We start from the raw sequence: 24,859 nt of genomic DNA on the forward strand, positions 1-24,859 counted from the left end.
GATCAGGTCTTGTTCGCGCCGTTGAGCACCGCCTCGTCGAGTTCGCCCTCCCAGCGCGCAACGGTGGTGGCGACGGTGAGGTTGGCACTGGCGCTGGGGACGGTGCGCGTCATGTCGAGCAGCCGGTCGAAGGGCAGCACGAAGCCGACCACCAGCGCGGTCTGTTCGGCCGGTACGCCGACCGACGAGAGCACCGCCGCCAGCATGAACAGCGAGGCCGACGGCACCGGCGCGGTGCCGAAGGCGGCGAGCGCGCCGGTCAGCAGCACAAGGCCATAGGTGACCGGCGTCTGCGGCACGCCGAGCGCCTGCAGGCTGAACAGGCTCAGCAGCCCGACGTACATCGCCGTGCCGTCCTTGCCGATGCTCGCGCCGAGCGGCAGCACCGTCGAGTAGATCGGACGGCCGATGCCGAGATTTCGCTCGGCGACGCGCATCGCGACGGGCAAGGTCGCCGAGCTTGACGCGGTCGAAAAGGCGACCGCCAGCGCGTCGATGATCCCCCGGAAAAAGCGCCGCACGGGCACGCGGGCGAGGAAGCGCAGCAGCAGGCTGTGGACGAGCAGGATCTGGATCACCGAGCCGAGCAGCACGGCGAGCGCCAGCCACCCGACGTTGACAAACATCGCCGCGCCGTTGGCCGCGACGGCATTGGCGATCAGCGCGAACACGCCGAACGGCGTCGCCTCCATGACGAGGCCGACGATCTTGAGCAGCACCGCGGTGGCAGCCTGCAGCAGGTTCGCAAAGGGCTTGCCTGCCTCGCCCGCCAGCAGCGTGCCGACGCCGAGCAAGATCGCGACGAAGATGATCGCGAGCATGTCGCCCTTCGCCAGCGCCTCGAAGATGTTGACGGGGATGATGCCGATCAGCTGTTCGTAGGGTGTGGGCGGCACGCCCATCGCGTGCGGCGCCGCCGTGCCGAGCGGGGCGCCTTCTCCGGGGCGGATGACGCTCGCCACCAATATGCCGACCGACACGGCGATGGCGGTAGTGAAGGCGAACAGCGCCACCGTCCGCCCGCCGATGCCGCCGATCCGCTTCGGGTCGCCGAGCGTGGTAATGCCGGCGGCGATTGTCACCAGCACGATCGGCACGACGAGCAGCCGGATGGCGCGGACGAACAGGTCGCCGAGAAACTGCACATAGGGTGCGGCCTGCGGCCACAAGGCGCCGAGCAGCAGGCCGAGTACCAGCGCGCCGAGCACGCGCTTCCACAGCGGAATCCCGAACCAGCCGCGCAGCATCAGGGGCAGCTGCCGGCGGGCGGCGTCTGCGCAAGGCCCCGCCCGGCCGCTGCGCCGGTCAGCTTGCCGTCCGCGACAGCGAGGACGCCGTTGACCAGCACTGTGCGCACGCCCGCCGCCAGCAACGCCGGCTCCGCATAGGTCGCGCGCGCCGCGAAGGCGGTGGGATCGAAGACGACGACATCGGCGAAGGCGCCGGGCCGCAACCGGCCGCGATCCTTGAGGCGGAACGTGTCCGCGGCAAGCGCGCTGCTGCGCTCGATGAAGTCGCGCAGGCTCAGGACTTTCCGCTTGCGCACATATTCATCGTACTTGCGCGCGAAGCTGCCGTAGGCGCGGGGATGGCTGTCCGACGCGTCGGAACCGGTCATCACCCACGGCCGGCGCATCAACGCCGCGATGTCTTCCTCGGTCTGGTTGAACGACGCGACGTTCGGATCGCCGGTGCGGATCACCGCCATCGCCGCAGCCAAGGGATCGAGCGCGAGCTTGGTGGCGACGTCGGAGAGCCGTTGGCCGCGATACGCACCTTCGGTGATCAGCAACGATTCAGCGCCGCCGCGCCGACGCAGGTTGAGCGCCATGTCGCTGCGCAGGCGCTCCGCCACGGCCGCATCGTCGAAGCGCTTCACCAAGGCATCGCGCCCACCGTCATGCGCCCAGCGCGGCACGAGCGCGGCGGCCAAGGTCGTGCCCGACGCCGACCAGGGATATTGATCGGCGGTGACCCGCTGGCCTTTGGCGCGCGCCGCCTCGATCCGCGCGATGATCGTCGGCGCCTGGCCGTGAACATCGACGCCGAGCGCCTTGATGTGCGCAATGTGGGCTGGCAGCCCCGCCTCGCGCCCGACGGCGATGGCTTCGTCGACTGCGGCGGCGAGGCCGATCGAATAGCTCGATTCATCGCGGATGTGGCTGTCGTAGACGCCGCCCCTCGTCCCCGCTTCGCGGGCCAGCGCGACGACTTCCGACTGCGCCGCGAAACTCTGCGGAGCGTAGAACAGGCCGGTCGAAAGCCCGAGCGCGCCCTGGCACATCGCCGACGCGACCATGGCGCGCATGCGGGTCAGTTCGTCGGAGGTCGGGGCGCGGTCGGCCTTGCCGACGACGGCACTTCGCACATCGCCGAACCCGACATAGGCCGCGTAGTTGATGCCGACGGGACGGGTGCGCGCGCTGGCGAGTGTCGCCGCGATATTGGGATCGCCGCGCCCGTCATTGCCGATAAAGGCGGTGGTGACGCCCTGCATGAGGAAGCCCGGTATCAGTCGCGCCTGCGCGTCCTCGCCGAGGAGCCGCTCGCCGAGATGCGTGTGCGGATCGATGAATCCCGGCGCGACGATCAGCCCGCGTGCCTCCACCACACGCGTGGCGGCGAACGGCAGACGCGCGCCCACGGCGCGGATGCGGTCGCCCGACACCGCCACATCGCCGACGAACGGCGCGTCCGACCCGGTGTAGATGGTGCCGCCGCGGATGATCAGGTCGACACGCTCCGGCGGCGCGGCGCCGACGAGCGTCGCGGCCACGAGAAGCAGGCCGATCCGCTTCATGCCTCCGCCGTTCCCCAGAAGCCCGGCGCCGGGGGATGGATGAAGCCGCCCTCCGCCGCGACCCCGCCCGGCCGGTCGTCGCGAAGCCAGATGGGGCCGTCGAGGTCGACGAAGTCGGACATGATGGCGACGTGCAGCGCCGGCGCGATCGACAGCGACGAGCTGACCATGCAGCCGGTCATCAGGCCGAGCCCGCGTGCCCGCGCCGCGTGCGCCAGTTCGAGCGCGGCGGTCAGGCCGCCGGCCTTGTCGAGCTTCACGTTCACCACCTGATAGCACAGCGCCACCACCCCCAGGTCGGCGGCGACATGGACCGATTCGTCGGCGCAGATCGGCACCGCCGGCGCGAAGCCCGCCAGCCATGCGTCCTCGCCCGCCGGCACTGGCTGTTCGAGCAGCGCCACGCCGGTCTCGATGAGCAGCGGCTGCATCGCCTTCACCAGCGCCTCGTCCCAACTCTCGTTGGGATCGACGATCAGCCCGGCGCGCGGCGCCGCGGCTCGCACCGCCCGGATCCGGGTCGCGGGATCGTTCGCGTCCACCTTGACCTTGAGCACGGGCACGCCGGCGAGCGAGGCGGCGTCGCGCGCCATCGCTTCCGGTGTGTCGATCACCACGGTCATCGCGCTCGGCACCGATCGCAGCGCCTCGCCGCCGCTGAGGCTCGCGACATCGCGGCCGGCGAGCCGCGCCTCGAGATCCCACAGCGCGCAGTCGAGCGCGTTGCGCGCAGCACCTGCGGGGAGGGCCGCCAGCAACTCGTCGCGGCCGGCGCCACGCTCGATCAATGGGCGGATCTGTTCGATCGCCGCCAGCGTGCCGTCAATGGTTTCGCCATATCGCGGATAGGGGACGGCTTCGCCTCGCCCCACATGCTCGCCCTCGCCGATCGCCACGGTCACCACATCGGCCACCGTCTTGGTGCCGCGGGCGATACGGAACGGGCGGATCAGCGGGAAGCTGTCGTGCTGCGCGCGAAGGGTGCGGGGCATAGCTTATCTAATATGGGATCGACCCCGAAGGCGATGGGGTCGGTGCAGGGCAGGCCCAGTTCGTCCTCCGTCGCGGCGAACAGCCGCCGCGCCGCGTCGGCATCCATGCCCGAGGTGTTGAGGCAGACGCCGACGGCCTCGACATCGGGGCTGGTCAGCCGTGCGGCGGCGAGATTCGCCTCGAGGCATTCGGCGAGGCCGGGCAGCGCGCGGCCGGGGATGCCGCGCATATGCGGCCGCCCCGGCTCATGGCACATGATGAGCGCGCGGGGTTGCGCACCATGCAGCAGCCCCAGCGATACACCCGCGAAGGACGGGTGGAAGAGCGAGCCCTGTCCCTCGATCATGTCCCAGCCGTCGTCGTCTCGCGCCGGGGCGAGTTGCTCGATGGCGCCCGAGATGAAGTCGGCGACGACGGCATCGACCGCCACGCCTTCGCCGGCGATGAGGATACCGGTCTGTCCGGTCGCCCGGAAGTCGGCGGCGACGCCACGCGCCTGAAGCCCGCGGGTTAAGGCGAGCGTCGCAACCATCTTGCCGACCGAACAGTCGGTGCCGACGGTCAGCAGACGGTTGCCAGCCCGCGCATATCCTTTCCCGACGGAGAGGCCCGCCGGCGGTTCGCGCACGTCGAACAATTGCAGGCCGCGCGCCTCTGCGAGCGCCGCGAGCCGCGGCTCGTCGCGCAGCCGCTGATGAAGGCCCGACGCGACATTCAGCCCGGCCTCGAGCGCCGCTGCCGCGTCGTCGACGAGATCGGCGCCGAGCTTGCCGCCGGCGCCGGCGATGCCGAGGATCAGGGTCTTGGCGCCTGCCGCCACCGCCTCTGCCATGCCGAGGCGCGGCAAGCCGAGCGTCTGCGGGCAGTCGTCGTGGCGGAACTCGCCGACGCAATCCGCGGGCCTGAACATCGCGACGCCGCGCGAGGTCTTGATGCCGAGCGGGTCGGCGCTGTGGCCGAGGTAGAGATGGTAGGGTGCAGGGATCATCATCCGCGAAGCTAGCCGCCACCGGCCCGCCCGGCTCATACCCATGCAGCCGCGCGCTATAGCCCGACGCTATGGAGCGTCGAGCACACGCTTGAGAGTCTTGAGGAATTCCGTGGCGAGCGCGGCGAGCGGCCGGTTGAGCAGCGACATGGCGTGGATGTCGAACGTCACCCGCGGCTTCAGCGGGCGCATCGAAAGTCCGGGCGTCAGGCAGGCCTGCGCCGTGAAGCTGTCCACCACCGTCATGCCGGCGCCCTGCCGGACGAGCGCGGCGGCGATGTAGAAGGTGCGGGCCGACACCACCTCGTCGAGCTCGACGTTCAGCCGCTTCAGCTCCTCGGTGAACAGGCGCCCGGTCGGGCCGCTCGCGGCGAGGCTGATAAAACGCTGGCCCCGCAGGCGGTCGAGCTCGATGCAGGGCGGCGCGTCGGGCATGTCCTGCTCGCGATACAGCACGACGAGTTCGCCCTCGCCGAGCCAGCGCTGCTCGATCGGGGCGGCCGGCGGCACCTGATAGGCGATCGCGATGTCGGTTTCGCGCTCGTGCAGCTTGCGCAGCAAATCGTCATGATGAACGGTCTGCAGGTCGAACTTTACATTGGCGTGCGAGCGCAGGAACTGGGCGACGGCGGTCGGCACCGCGTCGAGCGCCAGTGACGGGAGCGCCGAGATGCGCAAGGTTCCGCCGGTGCCGCGGCGCAGATTCTGACCCGCCTCCCGCAGGGCATGGACGCGGTCCTGGATTTCGCGCACCTCGGCGAACAGCGCATGCGCATCGTCGGTCGGCACCAGCCCGCCGTTGGTGCGCCGGAACAGCTGAAAGCCGAGCAGGCTCTCCGCATGGCGCAGCATCTTCGACACCGACGGCTGCGACACGTTGAGCGCGCGCGCCGCCGCACTTACCGAGCCGTTGACGTAGACGCAGTGGAAGATCTCGATGTGGCGCAGGTTCATAGCCGGGTGCCGGGCCTGATCGCGGTTCGCCCCCTGCGGCGCTGGCTTTGGCGAACGTCGAAAAGCCGCATCTGGTCCTCCCCCTGCACCCGTCGGCGCCACGTGCCCGCCATTGTCTATCCCCGCCGACGGCTCCCGACCAGCGCGTCGCCGGGAATGGACTAGATCGCGCCCACGGCCTTCAGCTTCTCGAGCCGCCCGGCGTCGAGCTTCAGCCGCTCGCCATAGACTTCGGCGTTGTGCTCGCCGGGAAACTGCGGTGCGGTGCGACGGATCGTCGAGGGGGTGGCGGAGAATTTCGGGAAGGCGTTCTGCATGCGCACGCTGCCGTGGACCGGATGCGGCACGCTGGTGATCGCCTCGCGCGCCGCGAAATGCGGGTCGGCGAGCATGTCGGGGGCCCGATACACGCGACCGGCGGGGACGCTGTACTCGATCATCAGCGCCTCGACCGCGTCGACGGTCAGCGTGCGCGTCCACGCCTCGATGATCCCATCGAGTTCGGTCTGGTGCTGGCCGCGCGCGACATGCGTCGCATAGCGCGGATCGGCGGAAAGGCCGGGCTGGCCCATCGCCTGCGCCAGCCGCGCGAAGATCGCATCGCCATTGGCGCCGATCATATATTCGCCATCGGCGCAGGCGTAGACGTTCGACGGTGCGATGCCCGGCAGGATGCCGCCGTGGCGTTCGCGGACGATGCCCATCACATCATATTCGGCGACGAGGCTCTCCATCACCTGCAGCACCGATTCATAGAGCGCGGCATCGATCACCTGCCCGCGCCCGGTCTGCGCGCGCGATTGCAGCGCGGCGAGCGCGCCCATGCAGCCGTAGGTGGCGGCGAGCGTGTCACCGATCGACACACCGACGCGCGACGGCGGCCGGTCGGGCTCGCCGACGATGGCGCGCCAGCCGCCCATCGCCTCGCCGATACCACCGAAGCCGGCGCGCGACGCATAGGGGCCGGTCTGTCCGTAGCCCGAGATGCGCACGATGATCAGCCGCGGGTTGATCTCATGGAGCGTGGCGGGGTCGAGGCCCCATTTCTCCATCGTGCCCGGCTTGAAATTCTCGATCATGATGTCGGCGTCGGCGAGTAGGTCGCGGACCAGCTGCTGGCCTTCCGGCACGCGCAGGTTGGCGGTGACCGAGCGCTTGTTGCGGCCGATGACTTCCCACCAGACCTTGTGCTCGCCATTGCCCCACTGGCGCATCGGATCGCCGACCACGGGCGGCTCGACCTTCACCACATCGGCGCCCATGTCGCCCAGCAACTGCCCGCAGAAAGGTCCGGCGATCAACTGGCCGAGTTCGACGACCTTGATGCCCGCAAGCGCACCCGCATCCCCAAGCTTCACTCGACATCCCCTTATCGACGGCACGCTGTTCTAGAGCGGGCGGCTTCGATTTCACGCAAGGGAAAATTGATCGTCGCTACGAAACTTCAGCGATCAGCCAGTCGCGGAACTGCCCGAACGCGGGGCTGTCGAGCCGGTCGGGCGGGTAGACGAGATAGTAGGCGCCGAGATCGGGTGCCGTCAGCTCGAACGGGCTGACGAGCACGCCCGACGCCAGCTCCGGCTCGATCAGAAAGCTGGGGATGAGCGCGGCGCCGGCGCCCGCCGCGGCGGCCTGCGCGAGCATCAGGAAATGTTCGAAGGCGGCAGTGGGTTCGGGGGCGGGGGCCGCGATGCTGCCGGCGCCGAACCAGGCCGGCCAGGCGCGGCGGCGCGACGACAGCGCCAGCAGCGGCACGCGCGCCAGATCGGCAGGGGTGACGATCGCATGCCGGGCGATGAAGTCAGGCGACATCACGGCCACGGCCTGCTCGCCGAACAGCAGGTCGTGCGCCGCATCGGGCCAGTCGGGCCGGCCGAAGTGGATCGCGGCGTCGAACGCCTCGTCGGCGAAATGGAATTCGGTCGCGCGCGCCGAGAAGTTGATGGTCAGATCGGGAATCTGCGCGGTGAGCCGCGGCAGCCGCGGCGCCAGCCAGCGCATGCCGAAGCTGGGCAGGGTGGCGATTGACAGCTCGCGGTCGGGGCGCCGCTCGATGGCCCTCGCCGTCGCGCGCCGGATCCGGTCGAGTGCCGGCGCGATCGCCTCGGCATAGGCGCTCCCCTCGGCGGTCAGCACGACGCGCCGGCCGGTGCGATCGAACAGGCGCAGTTGCAACCAGTCCTCGAGATGCGCGATCTGCCGGCTGACCGCGCTTTGCGTCAGGCCGAGCTCGTCGCCGGCGCGCGAGAAGCTGCCGAGGCGCGCCGCCGCCGCGAAACTGTGCAGCGCGGCCATCGGCGGCAACAGGCGTCGGCTGGCGTCACTCATTCCATTTACTCATGAATATATGCCGGTTTGTCGCTTTCGTAACAGAACATCCCACCGCTACAAAGCTGCAGCGGAGGTGATTTTCATGACGATCTGGCATGGCAGCAATTTGCATCGGCTGGTCGAGGCGCGGCTCGGGCCCGTCGAGACGTCGGTGCTGTTCGACACGCTGGTCATCGACCCGGCCTTCGCCATCGCCCAGCCGGCGGTGACGGGCAGTGAGCTGGCGATGGCGCTCAACATGCTGCTGTTCGCCGACCTGCTGCGCCGCGTGCCGTCTGGCGCCGACTATGTCGACGAGATGGTGACGGCGGGCGGCGGCATCGTCTTCGATCATGGCGCGCTGCGCACCATCCGCTTCGCCGACCGGCCGACCGGCGCGCTGCCCGGCGGCGTCGATTCCTTCCGCCGCCTCCTCGAGCCGCTCGGCTACCGGCTCGCCAAGAGCTATCCGCTGCCCGCGCTGCGGATGACCGGGCATGCCTGGTGCCATGAAGAACACCCCGAGACGCTGCCGCAATTCTTCGTCAGCGAGCTTTACGTCGAGCGCTTCTCCCCGGCGTTCCAGGCGGCTGCCGCGCGGGTGTTCGGCGCGACCACCGATCCGCTGCCGGCCTCGACCCGTGAGATGCTCGAGGTGATCGCCGCCGACGGCGCCGTCCGGCTGCAAGAGGCCGCCGCCGAGCTGCCGCATCTGGTCGCCGCTTTCGATCGCCACCACCCGCCCTGCGCGCTGGCCGACTACGATCTGCTGCTGGCGGAATCGGCGGAGGCCGCGTGGATCGCCACCGAAGGCAATGCCTTCAATCATGCCACCGACCGCGTCGAGGATGTCGAGGCGCTCGCCGAGCGGCTGCGCGCCGCCGGCAAGCCGATCAAGCCCAAGGTCGAACATTCGGCGAGCGGCCGGGTGCGGCAGACCGCGCTGCGCGCCGATCCCGTCGCGCGCCGCTTCCGCGACGGCGGCGGCTTCGTCACCCGCACGGTGCCGGGCAGCTTCTACGAATTCATCTCGCGCGACATCGACCCCGCCACCGGCCGGCTCGACCTCGCCTTCGACAGCAGCAACGCGCAAGGCATCTTCGCGATGACCAAGGCGGCGTGAGCGCGCTGCTCGCCGAGTTGCGGGCGATCGTCGGCGACGCCGGGCTGCTGGCACTGCCCGACGACATGGCACGCTATGACAGCGACGGCCGTGGCGCCGGCGGCGCGGCGATCGCGGTGGTGCGGCCGGCAACGACGGGCGAGGTGTCGGCGTTGATGCGCGCGCTGCATCGGCACGGCGCGCCGGTGGTGCCGCAGGGCGGGCGCAGCGGGCTTGCCGGTGCCGGCCTTGCTGCGGGCGCGGTGGTGCTGAGCCTCGAACGGCTGGCGCAGGCGCCGCAGATCGACCCGATCAATCGCACCGTGCAGGTCGACTCCGGCGTGCCGCTGTCGAGCCTCAATGCGGCGGCGGCCGCGCATGGCCTGACCTTCCCGATCGACCTTGGTGCCGACCCGTCGGTCGGCGGGATGGTGGTGGCGAACACCGGCGGTGCGCGCTTCCTTCGCTATGGCGACGTACGCCGCAATCTGCTCGGGCTCGAAGTCGTGCTCGCCGATGGCGAGGGCACGGTGATCGAGCTCGGCGGGCCGGTGTGGAAGGACAACAGCGGCCTCGACCTGAAGCAATTGTTCACCTCCAGCGCCGGTGCGCTCGGCGTGGTGACGCGCGCCACGCTAGCGCTGCAGCCGCTGCCCGCAAATCGCGTCACCGCGCTGGTCGGCCTTGCGACCCCGGCGGCAGCCGCGCCCCTGCTGGTTGAGCTGGAACGGCGCGCCGGGACGCTGCTGACCGCATTCGAGGGTATCTCGGCTACCGCGCTCGAACTGGCGCTCGCGCATGTGCCTCGACTGCGCCGGCCGTTCGCCGCCTCGCCGCCCTACAGCGTGCTGATCGAGCTGTCGGGCGGCAGCGGGCTGCCCGCCGGGCTCCTCACCAACCTGCTCGAAGAAGCGATCGTGCCGCTGATCGAGATCGGCACCGCGATCGATGCCGCGGTCGACGAAGGCGACTCGCTGTGGGCAATCCGCCACGCGATCCCCGAAGGCCTGCGCGCGCATGGCAGCGTCATCGCCTGCGATATCGCGGTGCGGCGCGGCGACCTCTCGCGTTTCCGTGAGTTGGCAGCGGCCGAAGTCGCGCAGCGCTGGCCACAGCTAGTGGTGGCCGACTTCGGCCATGTCGGCGACGGCGGGCTGCACTTCAACATGGTGTGGCCGCGCGATGCCGGCCCCGCGCCCGCGGGCCTCGCCGCCGCGGTGCAGTCGCTGGTGTTCGCGATGGTCGTCGAGCAGTTCAGCGGCAGCTTCAGCGCCGAGCATGGCATCGGCCCGCGCAACATCGATCATTATGCCCGCTTTACCCCACCGCCTGTCCGCGACCTTGCCGGACGGGTACAAAGGCTGGTGGCCCCGGCGGGTCTGGGACGCGTCGACTTCGGCGCCCAACTGGAGAATGCACATGTCTGATGCGCTGATGCCCGTCTACAACCGCGCGCCCGTCGTGTTCGACCGCGGCAAGGGCAGCTGGCTCTACACCGCCGAGGGCACCGAGTATCTCGACTGCGTCGCCGGCATCGCCACCAACGGCCTCGGCCATGCCCATCCCGCGCTGGTCGCCGCGCTGACCGAGCAGGCCGGCAAGATCTGGCATCTGTCGAACGTGTTCCGCGTGCCGGGGCAGGAGCTGCTCGCCGACAAGCTGACCGCGGCAAGCTTCGCCGACATCGTGTTCTTCGGCAATTCGGGGTCGGAGGCGATCGAATGCGCGATCAAGGCGGCGCGCCGCTATCATTCGAGCCGCGGCGCGCCCGAACGCATCGACATCATCGGCTTCAGCGGTTCCTTCCACGGCCGCACCTATGGCGCGATCAATGCATCCGGCAATCCGACCTATCTCGAAGGCTTCGGCCCGCGCCTGCCCGGCTTTGTGCAACTGAGCCCCGACGACGTCGAAGCGATCCGCGCCGCCATCTACGCGCCGACCGCCGCCGCACTGATCGTCGAACCGGTGCAGGGCGAGGGCGGCGCGCGGGCGCTGTCGGGCGAATGGCTGCGGCAGGTGCGCGACTGGTGCACCGATGCCGGCATCCTCCTCATCCACGACGAGATCCAGAGCGGCATGGGCCGCACCGGCAAGCTGTTCGCGCACCAGTGGTTCGACGGCTGCGCGCCCGACATCATGGCGGTGGCGAAGGCGCTCGGCGGCGGCTTCCCGGTCGGCGCCTGCCTCGCGACCAAGGAGGCCGCGGCGGCGATGACCTTCGGCGCGCACGGATCGACCTTCGGCGGCAATCCGCTGGCGATGGCGGTGGCGAACACCGCCTTCGCCCTGATCGCCGACGAAGCGACGCTCGCCAACGTGCGCACGGTCGCCGAGCGGCTGAGCAACGGCCTTGCCGCGATTGCTGAACGCTACCCGGACATTGTCGTCGATGTGCGCGGCAAGGGGCTGCTGATCGGCGTGAAGATGGTCACCAACAACCGCGAGTTCATGGCGGCGGCGCGCGAGCAGCTGCTGCTGGTCGCCGGCGGCGGCGAGAATTGCGTGCGGCTGCTGCCGCCGCTGAACTTCAGCGCGGCCGAGGCCGACGAGGCGTTGCGCCGCTTCGAGGCGACCTGCGCCGCGGTGCGCGCGACGCTCGCCTAAGCCGCCTGATGCGCTTCATCCGCCCCGCCGGCCCCGCCGACCTCGAGGCCTTGATGGAGCTGGCCGAACTGTCGGGCGCCGGCTTCACCAGCCTACCGGTCGACGAGCCGACGCTCGCCGATCGACTGGCGCTGTCCGCGCAGAGCTTCGGCGGCGAGATCGCGCCGACCGAGGCTTGGTACACGCTGATGATCGAGGATGCCGCGACCGGCCGGGTCGACGGCGTCGCGGGCGTGCGCGCCGCGGTTGGCCTCAAGCGCCCGCACTTCTCTTTCCGCGTGGTGACGCTGGCGCAATTCTCCTCATCGATCGGCACGCGCTTCGATCATCGTGCGCTGGTGCTCGTCAACGAATGTGCCGGCTGGACCGAGGTCGGATCATTGTTCCTGCGGCCAGAGGCGCGGTCGGGCGGCGCGGGGCAGTTGCTCGCGCGCTCGCGCTATCTGCTGATCGGCGCCGAGCCGACGCGCTTTGCCGAGACGGTGATGGCGGAGCTGCGCGGCTGGGTGGAGCCCGACGCGGGCAGCCCGTTCTGGGACGGTGTCGCCAGCAAGTTCTTCCGCCTGCCCTTCGTCGAGGCCGACCGCATGGTGATGAGCACCGATGGCCAGTTCATCCTCGACCTCGCGCCGCGCCACCCGATCTATGTCGAGCTGATCGATCCCCAGGCCTGCGCCGCGATCGGCCGCTGCCACCGCGACGGCGAGCCGGCGCTGGCGATGCTCGAGCGCGAGGGCTTCGAGCGCTCCGGCCTCATCGACATTTTCGACGGCGGCCCGACGGTGACCTGCGCGCGTGATCGCATCGGCACCCTGGCGCGGGCGCGGCGGCTGAGCGTGCGCATCGATACCGACGCGGGTGTCGATACCGCGCTGCTGTCGACGACCGCCGTCGCCGATTTCCGCGCACTGCGGGCCTTGGCGACGGTGCGCGAGAATGACGTGCTGATCAGCGCCGAGACCGCCGAGCTGTTGAAGGTGCGCGAGCGCGACGTGATCCAGGTCTCGGCATGAGCGAGCTGCGCTCGACGGACCCGGCGACTGGCGAACTGGTGTGGGCGAGCGCCGTCTCGACCACTGCCGATTGCCGGAAGGCGGTCGAGCGCGCACGGGCTGTATTCCCGGCGTGGGCCGATGCGCCGTTCGAAACGCGCGCAGCCATCGCCCGCGCCTTCGCCGCACGGCTAACCGAACGCCGCACCGAACTTGCCGAGTTGATCTCGCGCGAGACCGGCAAGACGCTTTGGGAAACCGACGCCGAGGTCGGGTCGATGATCGGCAAGGTCGCCATCTCGATCGCTGCGCACGACGAACGCACCGGCACGCGCGAGGCGGCGATGCCGTTCGGTCAGGCGGTGCTGCGCCATCGTCCGCACGGCGTGATGGCGGTGCTCGGTCCCTACAACTTCCCCGGCCACCTGCCCAACGGCCACATCGTGCCGGCGCTGCTCGCCGGCAATAGCGTGGTGTTCAAGCCGTCCGAGCTGACGCCCGCAATCGGCGAGCGCATGGTCGAACTGTGGCGCGAGGCGGGGCTACCCGACGGCGTGCTCACGCTCATCCAGGGCGGGCGCGAGACCGGCGCGGCACTGATCGGCGAGGATATCGACGGGCTGCTGTTCACCGGGTCGGCCGGCGCGGGCGCGCAGTTTCGGCGGCTGTTCGCTGACCGGCCCAACGTCATCCTCGCGCTCGAACTCGGCGGCAACAATCCGCTGATCGCGTGGGATGGCGAGGCTGAAGCCGTCGCCTCGATCGTCGTGCAGTCGGCCTACATCACCACCGGCCAGCGCTGCTCCTGCGCGCGGCGGCTGATCGTGCCGATGGGAGCGACCGGCGATGCGATCGTCGAGGCGGTCGCGGCGCTCGCCGAACGGCTGCGCATCGGCGCGTGGAACGACACGCCGGCGCCGTTCATGGGGCCGCTGATTTCCGCCGACGCGGCACGCACCGCGCGCGACGGTGTCGCGGCGCTGGTGGCGCGCGGCGGGCGGGCGATCCTGCCGTTCCGCCGGCCGGGGCCGACATCGGCGTTCGTACAACCGGCGCTGATCGACGTCACCGGCATCGAGGTGCCCGACGCGGAGATGTTCGCACCGGTGCTGACGGTGCGCCGCGTACAGGGTTTCGACGCCGCGATCGCCGCGGCCAACGCGACGCGCTTCGGGTTATCCGCCGCGCTGATCAGCGACAATGACAGCTTCTGGCAGCAGTTCCTGCGCCGCAGCCGCGCCGGCATCGTCAACCGCAACCGGCCGACAACGGGCGCCGCGGGCAACATGCCATTTGGGGGCCTCGGAGAGTCGGGCAACCACCGGCCCAGCGCCTATTATGCTGCCGATTATTGCGCCTATCCGGTGGCGAGCTTCGAGGCGCCGCAGGTCGCCGATCAACACGCCGGCATCGTCGGGCTGATCGCCGCCTGATTTTCGAAATAGCGGACGGGTTATAACCGCGCAGCTGATGGACTCAGTCATTAATTCGAAATAACGTACACGTCGTAAAGGGAGGACGGATTATGCGGACGAGCGCCGGATCACTGGTTGTCGTATCGTTGTTGAGCGTTGCGGTGGGTTCGGCATCGGCACAGCCGGCGGCAGGAAGCCCGCCGCCGACCGTCCCCAAGGAATTCGCCGACCGCTGCGAGGCGCTCAACAATCTCGACATCGAGAAGGCCGCCGACGCGCCCGGTAAGATCGTGCTGGCGAGCCTCGTCGCCGGCAAGGCGGCGAGTCCGCAAGAGAAGGTCATGTTCAAGAAGCGCGGCCATTCGCAGGGCAACCTCGCGCCGCCGCTCGAGGCTTATCCGGTGCACTGCAAGGTCGAGGGCTACATCACCCCGGCGGTGAAGTTCAATCTGGTGCTGCCGCTCGACGACAAGTGGAACAAGCGCTTCATGCTCGCCGCCTGCGATGCCTGGTGCGGTCGCGCCGGCGACGACATCGTCGTACCGGGCCTCGCCAACGGCTATGCGACGATCACCAACGACGGCGGCCACTATGGCCGCGCGCCGTTCGACGGCATCTGGGCGCACAAGAATGTCGCCGCGCGCGAGGACTTCGCCTACCGCGCCAACCATGTGTCGGCGCAAGCCGGCAAGTTCATCCTCAAGGCGTTCTACGGCGAGCCGCAGAAATTCTCGTACATCGCGGGCTTCTCGAAGGGCGGCAACGCCGGCCTGATGACTGTCCAGCGCTATCCGGAAGACTTCGACGGCGTGTTCTCGAAGGCGCCGGTGGTGAACTATAATTCGAAGAACGCCGCCCACTTCACCTGGGTCGCGCTGGCGGTGCATCCCGACGGCAAGACGCCGCTGCTCTACAGCGACAAGATCCCGCTGCTGCACAAGGGCGCGATGGAGGCCTGCGACGCCACCGATGGCCTGAAGGACGGCATCATCGACGACCCGCGCAAGTGCAAGTACGACCCCGTCGTGCTGCTGTGCAAAGCCGGCCAGTCGGAAGAGAAGAACGAGTGCCTCAACCAGGCGCAGGTCGACGCGGTGCGCAAGATCTATGCAAAGCCGGTCAACGACCGCGGCGAGATCTATTTCAACTATCCGACCGACATCAGCTCGGAGCATGACTGGGCCCGTTCGATCCTGCCGGTGCGCGGCAGCACTGAGCCCGGCGCGCCCTTCGCGCTCAATGGTGCGATCACCGGCCTTCGCTACTTCGTGATGCGCGACAATCCGGGTCCTGACTATGACTGGACCAAGTTCGACTATGTGAAGGAGAAGGCGAAGATCGACGACATGGCGACGATCTTCGATCCCGACGCCGTCGACCTCACCGTGTTCAAGAAGCGCGGCGGCAAGCTCATCATTGTCCACGGATGGGGCGACGCGATGATCAGCGCGCAGATGACCGAGGACTGGTTCGCGAAGATGCAGACCGCAATGGGCGGCGCCAAGGCGACCGGCGAGTTTGCGCAGCTCTACCTGATCCCCAGTATGGATCATGGCAGCGGCGGATCCGGCCCCTATGTCTTCGACACGCAGACCGCGCTGGTGAAGTGGGTCGAGGAAGGCATCGCACCGAAGGAGTTGATGGTGGAGGACGAGGCCGGCAAGACGCCGTTCCGCCGCCGCGCCTTCTACCCCTGGCCCGCCATCTCCAGGTACAAGGGCAAGGGCGATCCGAACGCCGCGGAGAGCTTCAAGCGCGTCGATCGCTGATCGGCCCGAGCGCGGACCCGGGCAGGAGCTCTTCATATGACGATGTCACGACGGACGCTTCTCGGGTCCGCGATGGCGTTGGGCGTCGGTGCCTGCGCGGGCGTGGCGCGCAAGGCAACCGACGGCCCTGCCGACGTGAAGCTGCGCATCGCATCGCACATGCTGGAGCTGGCGCCCGGTATCACCTACCCGACCTTCGCCTACGACGGCCAGGTGCCCGGCCCGACGCTCCGGCTTCGGCGCGGTCGTCGGACGAGCTTCGAGATCGAAAACCACCTGTTGGCGCCCGAACTGGTGCATTGGCACGGGCTGACCATTCCTTCGGACGTCGATGGCGCCGAGGAAGAAGGCACGCCGCCGGTGCCGCCGTTCGGCACTTATCGATTCGAAATGACGCCCAACCCGGCGGGAACCCACTGGTATCACACCCATATGATGGGCGCGAAAGCGCTGATGTTCGGGCCTTACTCCGGGTTGTTCGGCTTCGTGATCGTCGAGGATGGCAGCGATGCCGGCGCCTATGACCAAGAGGTGCTCGTGGCGCTCCATCATTGGGGGTCGCACTGGATAAGCGGGCAGGAGCTTCGCCCCGACGACCCCAAACATGGCCTCGAAGTCGGCTATCGCCACGGCACGATGAACGGCCGGCTGCTGGGCCATGGTGAGCCGGTTCGCGTGCGTCAGGGGCAGCGCGTACTGTTCCGTCTGCTCAACGCCAGCGCGACCGAAATCACATGGACCGCGCTCGCCGGCCACCGGATGAAAATGGTGGCAATGGATGGGCAGCCGGTACCGACGCAGGCGATGATCGACGCGCTGATGCTCGGCCCCGGCGAGCGCGCCGACGTGCTGGTCGAGATGAACAATCCCGGCCGCTGGATCCTCGGCGCTGTCAAGCCGCAGGAGCGCGCCAAGGGCATGGGCATGATCGTCGAATATGCCGGCGCAATCGGCGAGGCGGCGTGGGCGCCGGTGAAGCTCGCGTGGGATTTCCGGCCCTTCGCGCATGACGGCACACTGCCGCCGCCCGACGAGCGCATCCTCCTGCGCATCGACCGGATCGCCGGCGGCCCGGGCGGCTACAATCAATGGTCGCTGAACGGCCGCACCTGGCCCGACACCGCACGGCTCCGGCTGACGCGCGGCAATCGCTACCGGCTGGCCTTCGAGAACCGGACCACCGAGGGCCATCCGATGCACCTTCACCGCCACCATTTCGAGGTGGCGAGCTATGGCGGCACGCCGTGCGCGGGGCTTATGAAGGACACGATCAACATCCGGCCGAACAGCATGACCGAAGTCGACTTCATCGCCAGCAACCCGGGGCCGACGCTACTGCACTGCCATCAGGCCAAGCATCAGGATTTCGGCCTGATGGCGCTGATGCTGTACGACGGCGACGTTGAGCCGGCGTTCGACCCGAACGCGATGCACGAGGCGATCGAAGCGGCCTACTGCCGCTCAGACCGGCAGCAGGCCTAGCTTACTTCGCGGCGCGGGAGTCGAGGAAGGCGAGCGCGCTCAGCACATGCGCCTTCACGCCGACCGGCAGCACGCGCTCGTCGATGTCGAACTTGTCGCTGTGGTTGGTCGGCACCGCGTCCTTGGGCGCCCCCGCCGGCGTCGAACCGAGGATGTAGTAGACGCCCGGAATCTCCGCTTCGAAGAAGGAGAAATCCTCCGCCGCGCCGCGCAGCAGCGTGTTGGTGTCGACGCCCGCCGTCGCCGCGCTGCGCAGCGCCGGCAGGATGGTGTCGAGCAGCTTCGGGTCGCTGCCGGTTACCAGCGCCACATCCTCGAAGTTGACCTTCGCCTCGGCGCCATAGGTCTTGGCGAGCCCGTCGACCGAGGTGCGGATCAGCGCCTTCAGCCGATCGCGGCGCGTGAGGTCGAAGGTGCGGATGGTGCCGCGCAGAGTCGCGGTGCCGGGCAGGATGTTCATGCGATTGCCCGCCTGCAGCGAGCCAATCGACACGACGTTCGGAAATTCGAACACATTGACCTGCCGGCTGGCGATCGTCGCCAGCGACTTGACGATGTCGGCGCTGAGATTGACGAGGTCGGTGCCCTCCCACGGGCGGCCACCGTGCGTCTGCCGGCCAGTGAGGTCGATCAGGATGTCGCTGGCGCTCGACAGCAGCGGACCCGGGCGCACCTGGATCTGCCCCGCCGTTCCCGGCTCGACGTGGAGGCCGAAGATCGCATCGGGCTTCACGCCCTTGAACGCGCCTTCCTTCAGCATCAGCCGTGCGCCCGACACCTGTCCCGGCGGGCCACCCTCCTCCGCCGGCTGGAACACGAACACCACCGTGCCGGCGATGCGGTCGCGCATGCCGGCGAGCACCTCGGCGGCGCCCATCAGCATCGCGGTGTGCGCATCATGCCCGCAGGCATGCATCACCGGCGTCGGCTTGCCGTCGACATCGACGGTGACCGTCGAGGCGAAGGGCAGGCCGGTCGCTTCCTTGATCGGCAGCGCGTCCATATCGGCGCGCAGCGCGATGACGCCGCCCGGCTTCTTGCCACGCAGGATGCCGACGACTCCGGTATGCGCGATGCCGGTGCGCACCTCATCGAGGCCGAGCTTGCGCAGATGCTCGGCGACCAGCGCGCCGGTGCGCTTCTCGTGATTGCCCAGTTCAGGATGCTGATGGATGTCGCGCCGCCAGGTCGTGACCTTGGCGGTGACGCCGCCGACCGCCGCATCGACCAACGGCAGCGCTGGCTGCGCTGCGCCTGCGGTGGCGACCAGCGCGACGCCTGTCGTGCACAGCCATTTGATGATCGTCGATCGGCGCATCCGTCCCTCCCTTGAATTTCCAGATTCTCGCACGAATACGCGAGAAAATGCAACGTACAGGTTGCATTTTCGAAATTTCATGTCAGCGTCATAACGTCTCGGGGAGGAGCGAAACGTGCGGGCGGGATGGCTTTTCGGATGCGTCGTGGCGTTGCTGGTTTCGGCGTGCGGCGACAAGCCCGCCGGCGATCCCTTCGCACTGCCGCAGGGCAGCGACGCCAGCGACTGGCCGATGCACGGCTATGGCTATGGCGAGCAGCGCTACTCGCCGCTCGACGAGATCGACACGCAGAATGTGAGCGAACTCGGCCTCGCCTTCGCCTTCGACGATTTCGTCGTGCGCGGCCGCACGCATCGCGGCACGCAGGCGTCGCCGATCATGTCCGACGGCACGCTCTATTTCACCGGGCCGTGGAGCGTCGTCTATGCGGTCGACGCGAAGACCGGCGCGCCCAGATGGACCTATGACCCGGAAGTCGTCGGCGCCTGGGCGCGCCACGCCTGCTGCGACGCGGTCAACCGCGGCGTCGCGCTGTGGAAGGGCGTCGTCTATGTCGCGACGCTCGACGGCTGGCTGGTCGCGCTCGACGCGAAGACCGGGGCTGTGAAGTGGCGCGTCGACACCTTCACCGACCGAACGAAGAGCTACACGATCACCGGCGCGCCGCGCATCGCCGGCGACAAGATCGTCATCGGCAACGGCGGCGCCGAGATGGGCGTGCGCGGCTATGTCACCGCCTATGACGCCGCCACCGGCAAGCCGGCCTGGCGCTTCTTCACCGTGCCGGGCGAAGGACCCGACGAGCACCCGGAAGTCGCGATGGCGCGCAAGACCTGGGCGCCCGATGCACGCTGGGATCTGGGCGGTGGCGGCACCGTCTGGGATTCGATGACCTATGATCCAGCGCTCGGGCTGATCTACGTCGGTGTCGGCAACGGCGGCCCGTGGCCGGCCTGGGTGCGCAACAAGGGCAAATCGCCCGACAATCTGTTCGTGTCCTCGATCCTCGCGATCGATGCGAAGACCGGCCGGCTAAAATGGCATTATCAGACCACGCCCGGCGATAGCTGGGACTATACCGCGTCGCAGAACATGATCCTCGCCGACATCGAAATCGGCGGCAAAGCGCGGCAAGTGCTCATGCAGGCGCCGAAGAACGGCTTCTTCTACGTGCTCGACCGCGCCACCGGCGAGCTTCTTTCTGCCGAAAAGTTCACCAACGTCACCTGGGCGAGCCATGTCGACCTGAAGACCGGCCGCCCGGTACTGACCGGCAGCGCCGACTATAGCGGCGCGCCGAAGGTGGTGTGGCCCTCGACCGCCGGCGGCCACAACTGGCAGCCGATGGCGTTCAGCGCGCAGACCGGCCTCGTCTACATCCCGACGCTCGAGATGCCGATGACCTTCACCACGCAGCCGGGCGACGTGCCGCTGCTGCCGGGTGCGAACAACACCGGCGCGAAGTCCGGCCCGCCGAACCCTGAAAAGGACGCCGCGCTGATGAAGGGTCTGCCGCCCTTCACGCATCAGGCGGTGCTGAAGGCGTGGGACCCGCGCGCTGGCAAGATCGCATGGCAGAGCGAGCCGATGCCGTGGTGGAGCGGCGGCGTTCTGGCGACCAGCGGCGGGCTGATCTTCTCCGGCTCGACCGAGGGCGCGCTGCTGGTCAATGACGCCAAGACGGGGAAGCTGCTGAAGCGCATCGACACCGGCCTCGCGATCATGGCGCCGCCGGTCACCTATGCGATCGACGGTCAGCAATATGTGGCGGTGCTCGCGGGTTTGGGCGGCGCGATGAACGGCCGCTACATGAAGGGCTTCGCCGCGCACACATATCAGAACCGCGAGCGGCTGCTGGTGTTCAGGCTCGGCGGCGGCGCCGTCGACCTGCCGCCGGCGGTCGAGAAGCCAGTGCCGCAGCCGATCGCCACCGGCCTGCCGACCGATCCAGCGATCCTGGCGAACGGCGGCAAGCTCTACGGTCAATATTGCGCGCGCTGCCATTCGCCGAAGGGCGCGCCCAACGGCTATCCGAACCTGTGGAACATGGCGCCCGAGGTCGAGGCGAACTTCGACGCCGTGGTGCTGGAAGGCGCCTTCGCCGATGCCGGCATGGCCAGCTTCAGCGACGTGCTGACGCCCGCCGACACCATCGCCATCCGCGCCTACATCGCCGCCGACCGCCGCGCCGGCCCGGCCCCGCAAGGCCCCGCCGTGCAGGGCGGCGGACATTGAGGAGACGCCCGATGCTGAAGCCATTCCTTCTCGCGCTGGCGCTCGCCGCGCCCGTTGCCGCGCAGGCGCCCTACACGACCACGACGATCGGCGTCGCGCAGGCCGACACGATGATGGCGGCGGCGGTGAAGGAGGCCGAGGCACGCAAGCTCGCACTCGCCATCGTCGTCGTCGACGAGGCCGGGCGCATCGTGCTCGCGCGGCGCATGGACGGCGCGCTGCCGCACGCCTTCGAGCTGGCGAAGCGCAAGGCGATGACCGCCGCGCTGATCCGCGCCTCGACGGCGGCGGCGGCCGAAGGCTTCGCCAAGGGCGACCACACGCTGCTCGCCATCGACAACATGCTGCCGATCGCCGGCGGGCTGCCGGTCAAGGACGGCGTAAAGACCATTGGCGCGATCGGCGCGAGCGGCTCACCGCCGGCGACCGACGAGGCGGTGGCTCAGGCGGGGCTCGCCGCGCTCAGAAATTGAACAGCAGGTTGACGCGCAGGCGGTTCAGCCAGTCGTCGGGCTGGTTGGTCCCGGCGTAGAGCGGGTCTTTCGGCCGATAGTGATAGAGCGTCAGGTTGAGGATCGTGTTTTCGTAGACAACATGGTCGAGCGACAGCGCGTGCAGCCGGTAGTTGGTGGCCAGGCCGAAATTGTCCTGGCCGAACGCCGCGAGCACCGCGTCATTCTCCGCCACCGCGTAATTATAGCCGAGGCGCCAATCGCCGCGGCTGCTGGCGCGGCCGGCGAACAGCTCGACCGAATAGCCATCGTCGGCATCGACCGCCGCGCCGTAGTTGTGGACATATTCGCCGACGAGCCCGACCGGCCACTGCGCGCCGAGGCCCTTGTAGATCAGCCCGGCGATCACGTTGCCGAGGTTGAAGTCGGAGAGATAGGTGCCGTTCGGGCGGAGCAGATTGCTGCGCAGGTCGCCGGCATCCGAGCCCGCGACGCTGCGCAGGCGATAGTCATAATAGCCCGCCGCCAGTTCGGCGCTCCAGTCGCCGATCGGCGCAGTGATTCCGAGCTGCCCGCCGAGCATGTCGCTGCCGCGCCCGGCGACCACTTCGTTGACGAGGAAATACATCGCGCGAACGTCGAGCTTCGCGTCGCCGAGCTTCGTCGAATAAGCGGCGGCGACGCCTTGCGGGCTGACGTCGCCGTCCCAGACGAGGTCGGTGCGGCGGAACGGGTTGGCGAACTTGCCGCCGGTCACCGTGAGGTCGCCAACCTTCGCGCGCACATAGGCTTGGTCGAGGCTGACGTTGAGGTCGTCGACGAACTCGCCGAGCGTCATGTCGGTGCTGTTCGGGTCGTCGGGATCACCGGTCGACAGCTGCGCGCCGACGGTGAAGATGTCGTTGACCGCATAGCTGGCGCGCAGCCGCGCGCGGAGCACGCTGCGCGAGCGGTCGCGACCGTCGGCATCAGACCAGTTGAACTCCTGCCGCAACCGGAAGTCGCCCGACACGTCGAGGCGCGACGTGGTTGCCGAAGGGGCCGGCACGGTAGCGAGCACGGTGCTGGCGATCGGACCGGTCTGCGGCGCAGCCGCAACGGCAGCGGGGGCCGAAGCGGCCGGCGCGGCGAGCTTGGCGTTGAGCAACCGCTCGAGCTCGGCGATGCGCGCATCCTGTGCCTCGAGCCGGCTTTCGAGCGCCCGGATCCGCTCGGCCTCGGTCTGCGCGTGCGCGATGCCCGGCGCGATCAGCGCACTGCTTGCCAGAACCGATGCGAGCCACATTCGACGCATGCCGACCTCCGCCCTTAGAACACGATTTTATCGAAATTATACGGAGCAAAATTTGCTGGCCCCTCGGGGGGTATATAAATAAACCACGTTGACGGTCACATTTTATTTTCGAAATATATGGCAGCGCGGCCTGGGCCAGCACGCGCCCGCCGACCGGCAGGAAAAGAGGCCCGCGGGAGGGGCAAGGGCAATGGCAGGCGGCACGCCACAGGTAAGTTCATCGCCGATCGATAAGCTGCTCGACGCGGCACCGATCGGGGCCTTCCAGATCCGCGTGGCGGCGCTGTGCTGCCTGATCGCGATGCTCGACGGCTTCGACACGCAGGCAGTTGCGTTCGTCGCGCCGGTGATCGGCCGCGAATGGGGCATCGCGCCCGATCGCTTCGGCCTGATCTTCTCCGCCGGCCTGCTCGGCATCATGGTCGGACAGCTCGTGCTCGGGCCGCTCGCCGACCGCTACGGCCGCCGCCCTGTCATCATCGGCTGCACCGCGCTGTTCGGCGTGCTGAGCCTCGCCACCGCCGCCGTCGACAACTGGATGATGCTGCTGGTGCTGCGCTTCCTCACCGGCATCGGCCTCGGCGGCGCGACGCCCAACCTCATCACGCTCACCTGCGAGGTCGCGCCGCCGCGATCGCGCGCCACCATGATCACCGCCATGTTCGCCGGCTTCCCGCTCGGTGCGGCGATCGGCGCCTATATCAGTTCGATGCTGATCCCGGCCTATGGCTGGCAGAGCGTGTTCATCCTCGGCGGCGCCATGCCGCTGGCGCTGCTGCTGGTGGTCGTCATCTGGCTGCCGGAATCGCCGCAGTTTCTCTACGGCAAGGGCAAGCATGGCCCGGTGCTCGACAAGATGCTCGACGCCATGGTCGGCCCGAACCGCGCACCGCTCGCCGCCGCGCCTGCGGCAGCCGCAGGTATCGCACCGAAGGCGGGCTACGGCGCGCTGTTCGCCGGCGGCCTCGCCGGCATCACCGTGCCGCTGTGGATCGCCTATTTCTGCAGCCTGCTGATGATCTACTTCCTGATGAGCTGGCTGCCGACGGTGGCGCGCGAGTCCGGCCTGCCGCTCGACACCGCGATCATCTCGGCCGTGTTCCTCAACGTCGGCGGCGCCATCGGCGGCATCGCGCTTGGCCGCGTCGCCGACAAGTTCGGCGCCTTCCGCACGCTCGCGGCGGGCTACGCGATTGCCGGCCTCAGCCTCGCCGCGATCGGCTTCACCAGCAGCGACGCGACCCTGCTGATGGCGTTCGCCTTCATCGCCGGGCTGTTTACCATCGGCGGGCAGACGGCGATGAACGCCGCGGCCTCGGGCATCTACCCGGCCGAGGTGCGCGCCACCGGGCTTGGCGCCGCCTTCGCGGTCGGCCGCACCGGATCGATCATCGGCCCGTGGGTGGGCGGCCTGCTGCTCGCTTCGAACTGGGAACTGAGCGCCATCTTCACCGCGGTCGCGATGCCGGCCGCGCTCACCGTCGTTATCGCCATCCTTCTGTCCCGGAGACTTGCCCGATGATCGCTCGCCTGCTCACCGCCGCCGCCCTTCTCGCCGTCCTGCCGACCGCCGCGCAGGCCGCGGTGTGCGCCACGCCCGAGCAGGTGAAGAACATCCGCGGCTATTACGAGAAGCTGCGCCCCGGCGTGCCGCTGCCGGTGCCGAGCCGCTATTTCAACGTTCCCGAATCGGTGATCCCGAGCGCGCTGCCCACCGACCAGGCGGTCGGCACCGCGGTGATGCCGGAGATCGCCGATCAGGTGTGGAAGTCGATCGATGCGTGGGGACCGCGGACGCAGGTGTCGCTGGTGTTCGCGCCGAACAGCAAGAACAGCTTCGCGATCCCGAGCCTGGTGCCAATCACGCAGAACGACTCCAGCGACGGCTACCTCGACGTCTATGCCGACGACGGCAAGGGCATCCACTCGCACATCCAGATCGCCGACGTCGCGCACATCTACGCGCACGACATTCCGAACGGCGACAACAAGAACCGCACGCGCGGCGTGTCCTTCTACGGACAGACCGGCGACCTGATCATGGGCGTCTACGCCTCGATCAAGGCGGACCCGTTCGACCCGAAGGCCGTCGAAGGCTTCGGGCGCACCTGGAATTTGCTGAAAGCCATGAAGCGCCCCTGCTGATC

General features: G+C 68.8%; 20 protein-coding genes. 11 read left to right on the plus strand and 9 right to left on the minus strand.

The window, feature by feature from the left end:
* Positions 1 to 2 precede the first annotated feature (2 nt).
* The 7 genes from ACFOMD_RS10270 to ACFOMD_RS10300 form a co-directional block, all read right to left on the minus strand.
* Complete coding sequence (locus tag ACFOMD_RS10270) at positions 3 to 1,247, minus strand: dicarboxylate/amino acid:cation symporter (RefSeq protein WP_380860854.1); 1,245 nt, start codon at positions 1,245 to 1,247, stop codon at positions 3 to 5.
* On the minus strand, positions 1,247 to 2,800 hold the full coding sequence (locus tag ACFOMD_RS10275; RefSeq protein WP_380860857.1) for an N-acyl-D-amino-acid deacylase family protein: 1,554 nt from the start codon (positions 2,798 to 2,800) through the stop codon (positions 1,247 to 1,249). The genes ACFOMD_RS10270 and ACFOMD_RS10275 overlap by 1 nt, the downstream gene beginning before the upstream one ends.
* Entirely contained in the window at positions 2,797 to 3,792 is a 996-nt protein-coding gene (gene dgcA, locus ACFOMD_RS10280; protein ID WP_380860860.1) for an N-acetyl-D-Glu racemase DgcA, read from the minus strand. Before dgcA ends, ACFOMD_RS10275 begins: the two co-directional genes overlap by 4 nt.
* A complete protein-coding gene (gene dgcN / locus ACFOMD_RS10285; protein ID WP_380861042.1) occupies positions 3,750 to 4,781 on the minus strand; it encodes an N-acetyltransferase DgcN in 1,032 nt (343 codons plus the stop codon). Before dgcN ends, dgcA begins: the two co-directional genes overlap by 43 nt.
* 69 nt (positions 4,782 to 4,850) lie before the next feature.
* Positions 4,851 to 5,735 carry a LysR family transcriptional regulator gene (locus ACFOMD_RS10290; protein WP_380860863.1) on the minus strand — a complete coding sequence of 295 codons (885 nt, stop codon included), beginning with the start codon at positions 5,733 to 5,735 and terminating at the stop codon, positions 4,851 to 4,853.
* A 161-nt stretch (positions 5,736 to 5,896) separates the two neighbouring features.
* The gene (locus ACFOMD_RS10295; RefSeq protein ID WP_380860866.1) at positions 5,897 to 7,093 is read right to left on the minus strand and encodes a CaiB/BaiF CoA transferase family protein; all 1,197 of its coding nucleotides are present in this window, start codon (positions 7,091 to 7,093) and stop codon (positions 5,897 to 5,899) included.
* Between the two features lie 76 nt (positions 7,094 to 7,169).
* Positions 7,170 to 8,063, minus strand: coding sequence for a LysR substrate-binding domain-containing protein (locus ACFOMD_RS10300; RefSeq protein ID WP_380860868.1), 894 nt, complete (start codon positions 8,061 to 8,063; stop codon positions 7,170 to 7,172).
* An 85-nt stretch (positions 8,064 to 8,148) separates the two neighbouring features.
* Here ACFOMD_RS10300 and ACFOMD_RS10305 point away from each other — a divergent pair, with 85 nt between their 5' ends.
* The 7 genes from ACFOMD_RS10305 to ACFOMD_RS10335 all read left to right on the plus strand — a co-directional run bounded on the left by ACFOMD_RS10305 (position 8,149) and on the right by ACFOMD_RS10335 (position 17,412).
* Positions 8,149 to 9,168 (plus strand): 2-oxoadipate dioxygenase/decarboxylase family protein, encoded by a 1,020-nt coding sequence (locus ACFOMD_RS10305; protein ID WP_380860871.1) that lies wholly within the window; start codon positions 8,149 to 8,151, stop codon positions 9,166 to 9,168.
* A complete protein-coding gene (locus tag ACFOMD_RS10310) occupies positions 9,165 to 10,574 on the plus strand; it encodes an FAD-binding oxidoreductase (RefSeq protein WP_380860874.1) in 1,410 nt (469 codons plus the stop codon). Before ACFOMD_RS10305 ends, ACFOMD_RS10310 begins: the two co-directional genes overlap by 4 nt.
* Positions 10,567 to 11,754 (plus strand): aspartate aminotransferase family protein, encoded by a 1,188-nt coding sequence (locus ACFOMD_RS10315; protein WP_380860877.1) that lies wholly within the window; start codon positions 10,567 to 10,569, stop codon positions 11,752 to 11,754. Before ACFOMD_RS10310 ends, ACFOMD_RS10315 begins: the two co-directional genes overlap by 8 nt.
* A gap of 8 nt (positions 11,755 to 11,762) precedes the next feature.
* Positions 11,763 to 12,767, plus strand: a complete 1,005-nt coding sequence (locus tag ACFOMD_RS10320; RefSeq protein ID WP_380860880.1) for an arginine N-succinyltransferase — start codon at positions 11,763 to 11,765, stop codon at positions 12,765 to 12,767.
* The gene (gene astD, locus ACFOMD_RS10325) at positions 12,764 to 14,179 is read left to right on the plus strand and encodes a succinylglutamate-semialdehyde dehydrogenase (RefSeq protein ID WP_380860883.1); all 1,416 of its coding nucleotides are present in this window, start codon (positions 12,764 to 12,766) and stop codon (positions 14,177 to 14,179) included. Before ACFOMD_RS10320 ends, astD begins: the two co-directional genes overlap by 4 nt.
* 143 nt (positions 14,180 to 14,322) lie before the next feature.
* Positions 14,323 to 15,930 carry a tannase/feruloyl esterase family alpha/beta hydrolase gene (locus ACFOMD_RS10330; protein ID WP_380860886.1) on the plus strand — a complete coding sequence of 536 codons (1,608 nt, stop codon included), beginning with the start codon at positions 14,323 to 14,325 and terminating at the stop codon, positions 15,928 to 15,930.
* A gap of 72 nt (positions 15,931 to 16,002) precedes the next feature.
* A complete protein-coding gene (locus tag ACFOMD_RS10335) occupies positions 16,003 to 17,412 on the plus strand; it encodes a multicopper oxidase family protein (protein WP_380860889.1) in 1,410 nt (469 codons plus the stop codon).
* Position 17,413: 1 nt separating this feature from the next.
* On the opposite strand, the gene ACFOMD_RS10340 is transcribed toward ACFOMD_RS10335, so the two are convergent.
* Positions 17,414 to 18,730 carry an amidohydrolase gene (locus ACFOMD_RS10340; protein ID WP_380860892.1) on the minus strand — a complete coding sequence of 439 codons (1,317 nt, stop codon included), beginning with the start codon at positions 18,728 to 18,730 and terminating at the stop codon, positions 17,414 to 17,416.
* Between the two features lie 145 nt (positions 18,731 to 18,875).
* Here ACFOMD_RS10340 and ACFOMD_RS10345 point away from each other — a divergent pair, with 145 nt between their 5' ends.
* Together ACFOMD_RS10345 and ACFOMD_RS10350 are read left to right on the plus strand one after the other, a co-directional pair.
* Positions 18,876 to 20,966, plus strand: a complete 2,091-nt coding sequence (locus ACFOMD_RS10345; RefSeq protein ID WP_380860895.1) for a PQQ-dependent dehydrogenase, methanol/ethanol family — start codon at positions 18,876 to 18,878, stop codon at positions 20,964 to 20,966.
* 11 nt (positions 20,967 to 20,977) lie between these two features.
* A complete protein-coding gene (locus ACFOMD_RS10350; RefSeq protein WP_380860897.1) occupies positions 20,978 to 21,439 on the plus strand; it encodes a GlcG/HbpS family heme-binding protein in 462 nt (153 codons plus the stop codon).
* On the opposite strand, the gene ACFOMD_RS10355 is transcribed toward ACFOMD_RS10350, so the two are convergent.
* Positions 21,429 to 22,712: a putative porin gene (locus ACFOMD_RS10355; protein ID WP_380860900.1), complete on the minus strand. Its 1,284-nt coding sequence runs from the start codon at positions 22,710 to 22,712 to the stop codon at positions 21,429 to 21,431. The two genes, ACFOMD_RS10350 and ACFOMD_RS10355, sit on opposite strands and share 11 nt — an antisense overlap.
* Positions 22,713 to 22,902: 190 nt before the next feature.
* On the opposite strand from ACFOMD_RS10355, the gene ACFOMD_RS10360 reads away from it, so the two are divergent.
* On the plus strand, positions 22,903 to 24,234 hold the full coding sequence (locus tag ACFOMD_RS10360) for an MFS transporter (protein WP_380860903.1): 1,332 nt from the start codon (positions 22,903 to 22,905) through the stop codon (positions 24,232 to 24,234).
* Positions 24,231 to 24,857 carry a ChuX/HutX family heme-like substrate-binding protein gene (locus tag ACFOMD_RS10365; protein WP_380860906.1) on the plus strand — a complete coding sequence of 209 codons (627 nt, stop codon included), beginning with the start codon at positions 24,231 to 24,233 and terminating at the stop codon, positions 24,855 to 24,857. Before ACFOMD_RS10360 ends, ACFOMD_RS10365 begins: the two co-directional genes overlap by 4 nt.
* Positions 24,858 to 24,859 lie beyond the last annotated feature (2 nt).

Source organism: Sphingoaurantiacus capsulatus (assembly GCF_042648405.1).
GTDB classification, from domain to species: domain Bacteria; phylum Pseudomonadota; class Alphaproteobacteria; order Sphingomonadales; family Sphingomonadaceae; genus Sphingoaurantiacus; species Sphingoaurantiacus capsulatus.

Bases quoted from the DNA above. Each gene is read 5' to 3' on its own strand.
- ACFOMD_RS10300 (WP_380860868.1), bottom strand. From the start codon at position 8,063: ATGAGTGACGCCAGCCGACGCCTGTTGCCGCCGATGGCCGCGCTGCAC.
- ACFOMD_RS10275 (WP_380860857.1), bottom strand. From the start codon at position 2,800: ATGAAGCGGATCGGCCTGCTTCTCGTGGCCGCGACGCTCGTCGGCGCC.
- dgcA (WP_380860860.1), bottom strand. From the start codon at position 3,792: ATGCCCCGCACCCTTCGCGCGCAGCACGACAGCTTCCCGCTGATCCGC.
- ACFOMD_RS10365 (WP_380860906.1), top strand. From the start codon at position 24,231: ATGATCGCTCGCCTGCTCACCGCCGCCGCCCTTCTCGCCGTCCTGCCG.
- dgcN (WP_380861042.1), bottom strand. From the start codon at position 4,781: ATGATCCCTGCACCCTACCATCTCTACCTCGGCCACAGCGCCGACCCG.
- ACFOMD_RS10315 (WP_380860877.1), top strand. From the start codon at position 10,567: ATGTCTGATGCGCTGATGCCCGTCTACAACCGCGCGCCCGTCGTGTTC.
- ACFOMD_RS10340 (WP_380860892.1), bottom strand. From the start codon at position 18,730: ATGCGCCGATCGACGATCATCAAATGGCTGTGCACGACAGGCGTCGCG.
- ACFOMD_RS10350 (WP_380860897.1), top strand. From the start codon at position 20,978: ATGCTGAAGCCATTCCTTCTCGCGCTGGCGCTCGCCGCGCCCGTTGCC.
- ACFOMD_RS10360 (WP_380860903.1), top strand. From the start codon at position 22,903: ATGGCAGGCGGCACGCCACAGGTAAGTTCATCGCCGATCGATAAGCTG.
- ACFOMD_RS10335 (WP_380860889.1), top strand. From the start codon at position 16,003: ATGGCGTTGGGCGTCGGTGCCTGCGCGGGCGTGGCGCGCAAGGCAACC.
- ACFOMD_RS10305 (WP_380860871.1), top strand. From the start codon at position 8,149: ATGACGATCTGGCATGGCAGCAATTTGCATCGGCTGGTCGAGGCGCGG.
- astD (WP_380860883.1), top strand. From the start codon at position 12,764: ATGAGCGAGCTGCGCTCGACGGACCCGGCGACTGGCGAACTGGTGTGG.
- ACFOMD_RS10290 (WP_380860863.1), bottom strand. From the start codon at position 5,735: ATGAACCTGCGCCACATCGAGATCTTCCACTGCGTCTACGTCAACGGC.
- ACFOMD_RS10270 (WP_380860854.1), bottom strand. From the start codon at position 1,247: ATGCTGCGCGGCTGGTTCGGGATTCCGCTGTGGAAGCGCGTGCTCGGC.
- ACFOMD_RS10355 (WP_380860900.1), bottom strand. From the start codon at position 22,712: ATGCGTCGAATGTGGCTCGCATCGGTTCTGGCAAGCAGTGCGCTGATC.
- ACFOMD_RS10320 (WP_380860880.1), top strand. From the start codon at position 11,763: ATGCGCTTCATCCGCCCCGCCGGCCCCGCCGACCTCGAGGCCTTGATG.